Origin of the sequence: Thermococcus sp. (assembly GCF_027008145.1) — an archaeon.
Lineage (GTDB): Archaea > Methanobacteriota_B > Thermococci > Thermococcales > Thermococcaceae > Thermococcus.
The window spans coordinates 1-8,533 of the sequence record NZ_JALTCZ010000078.1; the positions used below are offsets into that span (position 1 = coordinate 1).

At 52.4% G+C, this 8,533-nt stretch carries 9 protein-coding genes; 7 read left to right on the forward strand and 2 right to left on the reverse strand.

Annotated elements, in window-relative coordinates:
• Nucleotides 1-63: 63 nt before the first annotated feature.
• The gene (locus tag MVD07_RS03630) at nt 64-1,014 is read left to right on the forward strand and encodes an NAD-dependent epimerase/dehydratase family protein (RefSeq protein ID WP_297498804.1); all 951 of its coding nucleotides are present in this window, start codon (nt 64-66) and stop codon (nt 1,012-1,014) included.
• On the opposite strand, the gene MVD07_RS03635 is transcribed toward MVD07_RS03630, so the two are convergent.
• Nucleotides 1,015-1,254: a hypothetical protein gene (locus MVD07_RS03635; protein ID WP_297498786.1), complete on the reverse strand. Its 240-nt coding sequence runs from the start codon at nt 1,252-1,254 to the stop codon at nt 1,015-1,017.
• Nucleotides 1,245-1,964, reverse strand: coding sequence for a hypothetical protein (locus MVD07_RS03640; RefSeq protein ID WP_297498789.1), 720 nt, complete (start codon nt 1,962-1,964; stop codon nt 1,245-1,247). The genes MVD07_RS03635 and MVD07_RS03640 overlap by 10 nt, the downstream gene beginning before the upstream one ends.
• A 43-nt stretch (nt 1,965-2,007) precedes the next feature.
• Between MVD07_RS03640 and MVD07_RS03645 the strand changes: the two genes are divergently transcribed.
• From MVD07_RS03645 to MVD07_RS03670, 6 genes are read left to right on the forward strand one after another with little or no spacing between them, the layout of a single operon-like run.
• On the forward strand, nt 2,008-3,753 hold the full coding sequence (locus tag MVD07_RS03645) for an Ig-like domain-containing protein (RefSeq protein ID WP_297498791.1): 1,746 nt from the start codon (nt 2,008-2,010) through the stop codon (nt 3,751-3,753).
• Entirely contained in the window at nt 3,750-4,748 is a 999-nt protein-coding gene (locus MVD07_RS03650; RefSeq protein WP_297498794.1) for a DUF4350 domain-containing protein, read from the forward strand. Before MVD07_RS03645 ends, MVD07_RS03650 begins: the two co-directional genes overlap by 4 nt.
• Nucleotide 4,749: 1 nt before the next feature.
• Nucleotides 4,750-5,670: a MoxR family ATPase gene (locus MVD07_RS03655; protein WP_297498807.1), complete on the forward strand. Its 921-nt coding sequence runs from the start codon at nt 4,750-4,752 to the stop codon at nt 5,668-5,670.
• Nucleotides 5,667-6,950 (forward strand): DUF58 domain-containing protein, encoded by a 1,284-nt coding sequence (locus MVD07_RS03660; RefSeq protein ID WP_297498797.1) that lies wholly within the window; start codon nt 5,667-5,669, stop codon nt 6,948-6,950. The genes MVD07_RS03655 and MVD07_RS03660 overlap by 4 nt, the downstream gene beginning before the upstream one ends.
• Nucleotides 6,947-7,501: a hypothetical protein gene (locus tag MVD07_RS03665; protein WP_297498801.1), complete on the forward strand. Its 555-nt coding sequence runs from the start codon at nt 6,947-6,949 to the stop codon at nt 7,499-7,501. Before MVD07_RS03660 ends, MVD07_RS03665 begins: the two co-directional genes overlap by 4 nt.
• Nucleotide 7,502: 1 nt before the next feature.
• Nucleotides 7,503-8,504: a DUF1616 domain-containing protein gene (locus MVD07_RS03670; RefSeq protein WP_297498810.1), complete on the forward strand. Its 1,002-nt coding sequence runs from the start codon at nt 7,503-7,505 to the stop codon at nt 8,502-8,504.
• The last annotated feature ends 29 nt before the right edge of the window (nt 8,505-8,533 follow it).

Genomic DNA, 8,533 nt, shown 5'->3' on the forward strand with positions numbered 1-8,533 from the left:
CCTAGCATACAATCTCCCCAAACCTATTTAAATTAATTTTCCCCACGAGGATGGGTGGTACTTGTGAAGGTTTTAGTAACTGGAGGAGCGGGTTTCATAGGCTCTCACTTGGTTGATGCGCTCATGGAAACCGGAGAAGAGGTTCGCGTCCTCGACGACCTCAGCGCGGGAACCCTTGATAACATTAAGCGATGGCTCGGGCACGAACGCTTTGAGTTTATACGGGGTGATATGAGAGACTTTGGAACCGTAAAAAAAGCTATCAAAGGTGTCGATACCGTCTTCCACCTCGCGGCCAATCCGGAGGTCAGGATAGGCTCCCAGAGTCCGGAGCTTCTCTACGAGACCAACGTGCTGATAACCTACAACCTCATTAACGCGATTAGGGACTCGAAGGTTAAGTTCCTCGTCTTCACGAGCTCCTCCACTGTTTACGGCGATGCAGAGGTCATACCCACCCCAGAGAACTACGGACCGCTTGAGCCGATAAGCGTCTACGGGGGAGCAAAGTTGGCGGCAGAGGCTTTAATAAGTGGCTACGCCCACACATTTGACTTCAAAGCCCTCATCTTCAGGCTGGCGAACATAATAGGAGAGCGCTCAAATCACGGCGTCATCTACGACTTCATCAACAAGCTCAGGAGAACCCCAGAGGAGCTGGAGATACTCGGCGACGGAACGCAGAGGAAGAGCTACCTCCATGTAAGCGATACCGTTGAAGGCATGCTCCACATCTTTGATACCTTCAGGAGAGAGGATAAGCTGGTTGGCTTCTACAACCTCGGTAACGATGACTGGATAACCGTCAGGGAGATAGCGGAGATAGTTAGTGGGGAGATGGGTCTTAAGCCGAGGTTCGTCTTTACGGGCGGAGTCGACGGCGGGCGTGGCTGGAAAGGTGATGTAAAGTTCATGCGCCTCGACATAGATAAGGCTAGGAAAACCGGCTGGAGACCGAGGCTCAACAGTCATGAGGCCGTCAGGAGGACTGTCAGAGAGCTTTTAAGAAGGTGATCACTTTATTACCTCATACACCTTCCTCGCAACTATGAAGGCAAAGGCCAGGAGGAGAAGGTAAGCGGAGAACTTAAGGGATTCCTTTGTTTCTCTGGGAAGGTAGAACTCGCCAACTTCAAGGACTATGAGTATGCCTATCAAAGCCACCGTCAGGAATACACCGGTTGAGGGGCTCAGGATTGCCGACACAACGACCCAGATTGAAAGGAACAGGAGGACGTTTTCCCTCATAGCCATTTTTCCACCCCACCTAAGGGCTCTAGGACAAGCTTTACGTAGTCTTTGACCTTCTCAAGAGATTCAACCTCGAGAACCTCACCTTTTCCCATAGCTATTCCAAGGAGCATCGCTGAAACGGCGGGATCCCCATAAGGAGAACCCCTGCATAAGGGCCTTACGAAAACCTCGACCTTCCCGTCCTCCCTCTCAAAGGCCTCTCCAGAGCCAATACCCAGGGCACTCAAGGTAGAAGAAATAGCAGAGGAGGCGTAGCCAACCCCCGTGCCAGAGAGCCCATCGGAGTTTTCGATCGTGTACTCAACTATGGCCCATCCGGGGGGAGGGCTCAGCAGAATCCCACTCTCCACCTCTGTTCCGGTCACGAAGATTGAGCCTTCGATGAACTTCCCGAGGCGAAGGGAGAAGCCCTCTGCCTTAGGGAAGAACAGCCCACCTTTTGGGAGGTTCTCGTAGGGGGGTATCACGACTGGAGGGCCCTCAAGCTCAAGGTCTCTCTTTAAGTCCTCGATAAAACCGCAGGGGTCACGACAGCTCAGGAGGAGGGCCTCTTTGGAAACATACCCCCTGGAAGGGAGGCCCATAAGGACGATGCCCAGAATGATTGTACCTATTCCCAAGTTGACGAGGGCCACGCTGCCCCTTGCGCCCCCGTAGTACCAGAGACCCGTTCCAATTATTACCAGAAAGCTCCCCCAAAGGCGTCCCATTTTAACACCTTCGACGAATAAACTTAAAAGGTTTTTATGGCTTATGGGTGTGAGGGCCATGAAGAGGGTTTCGATTTTAATCATCCTAATTCTAATCATTGGTTCCTCCCCTCTGGTCACTGGAAAGGCCGTTTCAAGGCCCACTCAGAGGGATGTTTTCCTGCACCAGTACTTCTCCCAGATTCTCGTTAGACTTGACTATTCCCTCCGCTACGCCCTTTTGGGGAACGATTACTCAATCAGGCTGGCGAACCAGACCTTAAGCGATCTGGAGATGATAAGGGAGGAGAGCCTCTATTACAAGGAGAAAGGGGTTAACTCAACGGTTATGGGGGTTATCCCTCCTTTCTACGACTTGGCTAAGGAGAACCTAATCTTGGTCCAGCTCCTTCTTAAGTTCCAGAAAAACTCCACGCCATCTCTTGCATCGGGAATACTTGGCACGGTTGCTGAAATGGAGAAGACCCTCAACAGGATAGGGGAACTTAAGCTTATGAACGGGACGAAAGTCCTCACCTTCAACACCACCAGGGTTCGGGCACACCTCAGAGAGATAAAAAAGCTTGCTTCAAAGAAGTTCTCGAACAAAAAGGGATTTGTCATCGGCGTTTCAGATATAAGGCCCATCCTCAATCAAAGTGTGACTGTATTCGGCTCCTGCCCGGGCAACTCCTCAGTGACGGTCGTAATCGAAGGCGGGAACTCAACTTACCTCCTTCCGATTAACCCGCACGGCGGCCTCTTTTCCGTTACATACACTTTCGACGAGCTAGGAACGTACAGGGTCTATGCGGTTCAGGGGGAGAGAAGGTCCAACAACGTCACCGTGACCGTAAGGAGGATCCCCACTTCGTTTATAATCGGCGGTGTTTACACAGCCTTCCTCAATACTACTCTTCATCTCTCCGGGAAACTAGTTGACTACTACGGCAACCCCCTCGCGGGAAAGGAGATAACCATCGGTAACACTACTCTGATCACGGGAAGGCATGGGGACTTCTCTATGGATTACTCCTCACCGGCTCCAAAGATCTTAAAGGTGACCCTTGAGTTCAGGGGCGATAAGACCCACGAGGGAACGTCAAAAGTCGTGACGATCAAGTTCACTAGATACCCAGTCACCATAGTCCTAGATGGCCCCGATGAAGTAACCTTGGGGGACACCGCCACTTTTGTCGGAAAGGTCAACCCTAGCCTCCCGATCACTGTTTACGTCTCGGGAAGGAAGTATCTCACCCTGTTCCCCAAAAACGGTACATTTTCCTTCGAGCTGAGACCAAACGCGACCGGAGAATTTAAGGTCTATGCCCTCTTTACCGGAAACGAGAAATATGATAAAGCCCTTTCAAACGAGGTCGTTCTGACAGTCCTTCCCCCCGAGAATAGGGCAATAAGGTACGGTGCGATAGCCCTGCTGGCCCTTGCGATAGCTGGAGGATTCTTCTTAAGGGAGAGAAGAAGAGAAAAGATAACAAAAAGAAGAACCGAGGGTAAACTAGAACCATTCAAAGAAGAAACCACGGAAGGAGCGGAGTTCAGGATACCTGAAGATATTGGTGAGGCATACATGCTCCTTAGAGAAAAACTCAAGGAAACCTTTGGAATAAGTGAGAGCATGACACCGAGGGAAGTCATGAGAACTCTCAAAGGCTGGGAGCTCTACCCTCACCTTGAGCGCGTTATCCTGCTCCACGAGAAGGCAATCTATGGAGGGAGCCAGCTGAATGAGGGGGAGCTCTTGGAGTTTAAAGAGGCTATGGAAAGCCTCCTTGGAGGTGTTTCCCAATGAACAAGACGATTAAGTACACGATACTCCTTCTCCTTCTCTTCACGCTGACGACGATGCCTCTCACAGTTCCCGTATTCAGGAGCTCAACCCCGTACAGCATCTTCAACACCGGCTGGGACGGGACTTCAAAGTTCGCCAAGCTGGCTTACCTCAAGGGAAAGGAGGTAGTCCCAATCTTTGAGTCATTTGATTTAGCAAACATAGGCGAGAAGAACGGCGTCCTCCTGATAATAGGCCCTAACATGACCTTTACTAAGGCCGAGATAGAGCAGATTAAGCTCTTTCTGAAGAGGGGGAACACCCTTTTCATTGCAGACGACTTTGGAACTGGAAACGAGGTGCTACGCGCCCTGAACGTCCCAGTGAGGATATCCAGGTACCCGCTCAGGGACTTCTTCTACGAGAAGGACGACAGGCTCATAGTGTCCGTCAGGATAGAGAACCCCATCCTGGCCAGAAACGTGACGAAGATAGTCACCAACGAGCCATCCGGAATCATAGTGACCAAGACGGGCGTAGTGTATTTCAGCAGGGTCGCCATGATAAACTTCCACAGGAGGATGTACCCGCTGATGACCGAGGTCAAGTACGGAAACGGCAGGATAGTCGTGCTCTCTGACCCCGATGTCCTCACCAACATGCAGTTTGGTGAGAACAGGCAGTTTTTGAGCAACCTCATCGACTACCTCGGTGGCGGCACCTTTTACTTCGACGAGGCCCACTATCCAGGCTTCAACTTATACACAACGGGAACCGTCACGGTAACCCGCGTCCTGCCCAAGGACAGGGCGGTGGAGCTCATAATCCTTGTTGCTACTCTGATACTGCTCAACGAGCTCGGAACCCTCAGACCAACCGAAAGACTCGTCCGGAAACTGACCTCACGATTCTTCAGGGAGAAGGTGAACCTTGAGGAGGTTGCCATTTCCCTCGCAAGGGAGAGGGGATGGGATGAAAAAGAAGTTATGGAAATGCTGAGGAGGATAGGTGGTTGAGATGATACTCGAAAAGATACAGGCCGAGATTAGAAAAGCACTGGTAGGTATGGATGACGTTGTCGAACTTATGACAATAGCACTCATGGCCAGCGGGCACGTTCTCCTAGAGGGAGTCCCGGGAGTTGCGAAGACAACCCTCGGCAAGAACTTCGCTAACACATTGGGGCTGAAGTTTTCGAGGATACAAATGACACCCGATTTGCTACCGGCTGACCTTATAGGTCACACCTTCTACGACATGCGCAGTGGGGAGTTCAAAGTGAGGAAGGGACCGATATTCGCCAACGTTGTCCTAGTTGACGAGATAAACCGGGCCTCACCAAAGACCCAGTCGGCCCTCCTTGAAGCGATGGAGGAAAGACAGGTCACCATAGAGGGGCTCCCCCTGAAGCTTCCGGAGCCCTTTGTGGTTCTTGCAACGATGAACCCTGTGGAGATGGAGGGCGTCTATGAGCTACCCACAGCCCAAATCGACCGTTTCATGATGAGGATAGACATCTCCTACCTCCCGGAGGAGACTGAAAAGGAGATGCTGAGGAGGAAAAGCCTGGGGCAGTTCTCGGAGGCAAGGCAGTCCGTCCTTTCGAGTGAGCTCGCCCAAGCAAGAAGAAAAGCCATGGGGGTTCACGTGAGTGATGCGATAATAAACTACATCTACGAGATAGTTAAGGAGACCAGAATGGACGACAGGGTGATTTTGGGAGCCTCCCCGAGGGCAGGAGAACACCTGCTCTACGCGGCAAAAGTTAGGGCTTACCTTGACAACAGGGACTACGTCCTCCCGGACGATGTGAAATGGCTCGCAGTCCCCATAATCTCCCACAGGATAGTCGTGAAGCCCGAATACGAGGTCGATGGGGTTGACGGTAAGACAATAGTAAGTGACGTCCTCGAAAGGGTAGAGGTGCCCGTGGAATGAAGCGTGCCGAGGTTCTCCTTTCCCTCGCTGCGGTGGTTGCCGGAACAGCCTACATCCTAGGCAGTCCGGCCTCCGCCCTAATGGGCGTCGCCATAATGGCTTACTACTCCCTTGCAAGAGTGACCTTCAGGCCGGTCATAAAGGTCAAGAGAACCCTTCCCGAGAGGGGGATTGAGGGAGAACCCGTAGAGTCTAGGATCAGCGTTGAAAACTTATCCCCGATACCGGGAACCGTCACCGTTAGCGAAACCTCGAGAGAGGCCTTCGCGAGAGGGGTCAAAACGTTCCTGAAACCAGGCGAGAGAGAGTACCTAGAGCAGACTATAGTCCCCCTGGCAAAGGGGAGGATAAGGCTAAAGGGGAGGGCAACCTTCGAGGACGAGCTGGGGCTCTTTGTGAGAGAGTTTCCGGTGGAGGAGAGGGACGAGATGACTGTCTTCCCATCCCAGAAAAGCATCAGGGAGGCCATGAGGGAAAGGCACCAGGTCGAAGCCCTTGCCGAGGCCGAAAAGGAGCTTGGGATAGGCGCCGAAACGATGGAGTTCGAGGAGTTGAGGGAGTTCCTCCCGGGAGACGACATAACGAAAATAGACTGGAAGGCAACCTCAAGGCTACAGAAGCTCATCGTCAGGGTCTTCCAGAGGGAGACAATGGTGGATATCTACTTAATGGTGAACGTTGATCCCAGGTTCCACCGCGAGCTGAGCGGGGGGAAGACCGACTACCTCGTCCTGATAATAGCCCAGCTGACCGCTTATTTCAGGCGCTTCGGTCACACCATAAGGGTTGTGGCGTATGATGATAACCGTGTCGTGAAAGTTATAGAACCGGTTCACGACCCCCTAACTCTGGTTGAGAAGCTCGGCCTGAAGAGAGAGCGTGGATTACCGGTTTTGAGGCCCTCTCCGATTTCCAGGGCTTCTCCCCTTTCCAGGCTCGTGATGAAGCTCAAGGGCGGCTCTGGGGCTCATGGAATTACGAAGGCCTCCATGAAGGTTTCCGAGGGCTCCTACGTCATAATAGTTGATGACCCGGCTTTGCACCCTACAGAGCTCATGAAGGCCTCAGGGATACTCAAAAGGAGGGCCTCCAGAGCTGTCCTCCTCTACCCGAACCCGATCCTTTTCAGTGATAAAAGCTCGCTCAGGGAGGACGACCTAGAAGTCCTTTATAGGGCCTATCACGAGAGAAAAGAACTAGTAAAACGGCTCATGGGGCACGTTAAGGTCATTGAGGTTGGCCCGGGAGACCTTCTCCCTGTGGTGGTGAGGGAGCTATGATAGGACTCCTGGCGGTTCTCCTAGCGGGCGTTGTCCTCAAGGAATGGGCCTTTGTACTCGGCATTATTCCCTATCTCCTTCGACTTAAGGATAGGAACTTCGCACTCTTAGCCTTCTACGCCTACGCGGTTGTCCTCGCCGTGATGGCTCCAGGGGTCTCGCTCTACACCCACGAGGGATTCCTCCAGGCGGTTGTCCTCTTCACCTCGACCTTCCTCCTCCTGGACGAGGTTCTGGGGGGTGTTAGGTTCAATAGAGAGGCAACGATTGTCTCGATGCTCCTCCTCGCTTCGGCGCTGAACGACTACACATTCATGGTAGCCCTTCTGGGAGCGACTATCTACGTTGCCCGCCTTCGCTTTCGGGAGACGGTGTATTACCTTGTAGGCTGGCTGGGAGCCTCGGCCCTCGCACTCTACCTCCTCAGGAACATTATACCGGACCGGGTTGCACAGTCTTTTTTGATAATCGGTCTCGGCCTGGTATTCCTTCTCCTTGCCGAGAGAAAGGGGGTTGACTTTCTGGAGGTGGGGTTGTTTGAAAAGAAGTGACATGGAAAAACCCAAAGGCGTTAAAAAATACTGGGATCTGCTTACGATCATAGGCCTTTCACTGCTCCTCGACCTTCTTATCCTCTACCTTCCGGAGAGCCTTGTTAGAAAGGTCCTCGGCTTAGGCTTTGTCCTCTTCTTCCCGGGCTACGTCTTCGTGACGGCTCTCTTCCCGAACAGGAGAGAGCTCGACAACCTTGAGAGACTGGCTCTGAGCTTCGGTCTCAGCATCGCCATAGTCCCGCTCATAGGTCTAGGCCTCAACTACACCCCATGGGGAATAAGGCTCACGCCAATACTCGTGAGTTTAACGCTCTTCAACATTGCCTTTGGGATGATAGCGATATACCGCCGTTCTAAAGCCTTTGACCCCTGGATACCCTGGGTAACTATTGAGAATGTAAAAAGAGAGCTCGGATGGGCCGAATCAAGCAAACTGGACAAAGCCTTAACGGTCATCCTGATAGCGACCATCCTGGTATCGGTTGGGGCACTCACCTACGTCATAACCCACCCAAAGCAGGGCGAGGCCTTCACCGAGTTCTACATCCTCGGACCTACTGGGAAGGCATCCGGCTATCCGACTGAACTCAGGGTAGGCCAGAACGGAATGGTCATCATAGGTATAGTTAACCACGAGCACAGGAATGTAACCTACTACGTGGAGATGTGGCTGGTGAATCTGACGTGGAACAACAGGACAAACAGAACCATCATCCACGGTATGTACAGGATGCCCGGATGGTTCAACGTTACGCTCCCTCCAGTGCCGGTGAACATCGAGGGCAACTGGACGCCCGAGTTTGAGAAGAACTACACCTTCAGCATCGACAGACCCGGAAAGTGGCAGGTCTGGTTCCTCCTCTTCAAGGACAAACGGCCTGAGCTTCCCCCAGCACCTCCTAACGGGAACTACGCAGATACAGACGCTAAAAACCTCATCATCGAGGCAATAAACGGCACCATACAGAGCCTGAAACTCAACGTCGAGGTCAAGCCCTGACACAACCCTTTTATTGTTCTACCCGTAAA

Bases quoted from the DNA above. Each gene is read 5' to 3' on its own strand.
- MVD07_RS03635 (WP_297498786.1), bottom strand. From the start codon at position 1,254: ATGGCTATGAGGGAAAACGTCCTCCTGTTCCTTTCAATCTGGGTCGTT.
- MVD07_RS03640 (WP_297498789.1), bottom strand. From the start codon at position 1,964: ATGGGACGCCTTTGGGGGAGCTTTCTGGTAATAATTGGAACGGGTCTC.
- MVD07_RS03645 (WP_297498791.1), top strand. From the start codon at position 2,008: ATGGGTGTGAGGGCCATGAAGAGGGTTTCGATTTTAATCATCCTAATT.
- MVD07_RS03650 (WP_297498794.1), top strand. From the start codon at position 3,750: ATGAACAAGACGATTAAGTACACGATACTCCTTCTCCTTCTCTTCACG.
- MVD07_RS03655 (WP_297498807.1), top strand. From the start codon at position 4,750: ATGATACTCGAAAAGATACAGGCCGAGATTAGAAAAGCACTGGTAGGT.
- MVD07_RS03660 (WP_297498797.1), top strand. From the start codon at position 5,667: ATGAAGCGTGCCGAGGTTCTCCTTTCCCTCGCTGCGGTGGTTGCCGGA.
- MVD07_RS03665 (WP_297498801.1), top strand. From the start codon at position 6,947: ATGATAGGACTCCTGGCGGTTCTCCTAGCGGGCGTTGTCCTCAAGGAA.
- MVD07_RS03670 (WP_297498810.1), top strand. From the start codon at position 7,503: ATGGAAAAACCCAAAGGCGTTAAAAAATACTGGGATCTGCTTACGATC.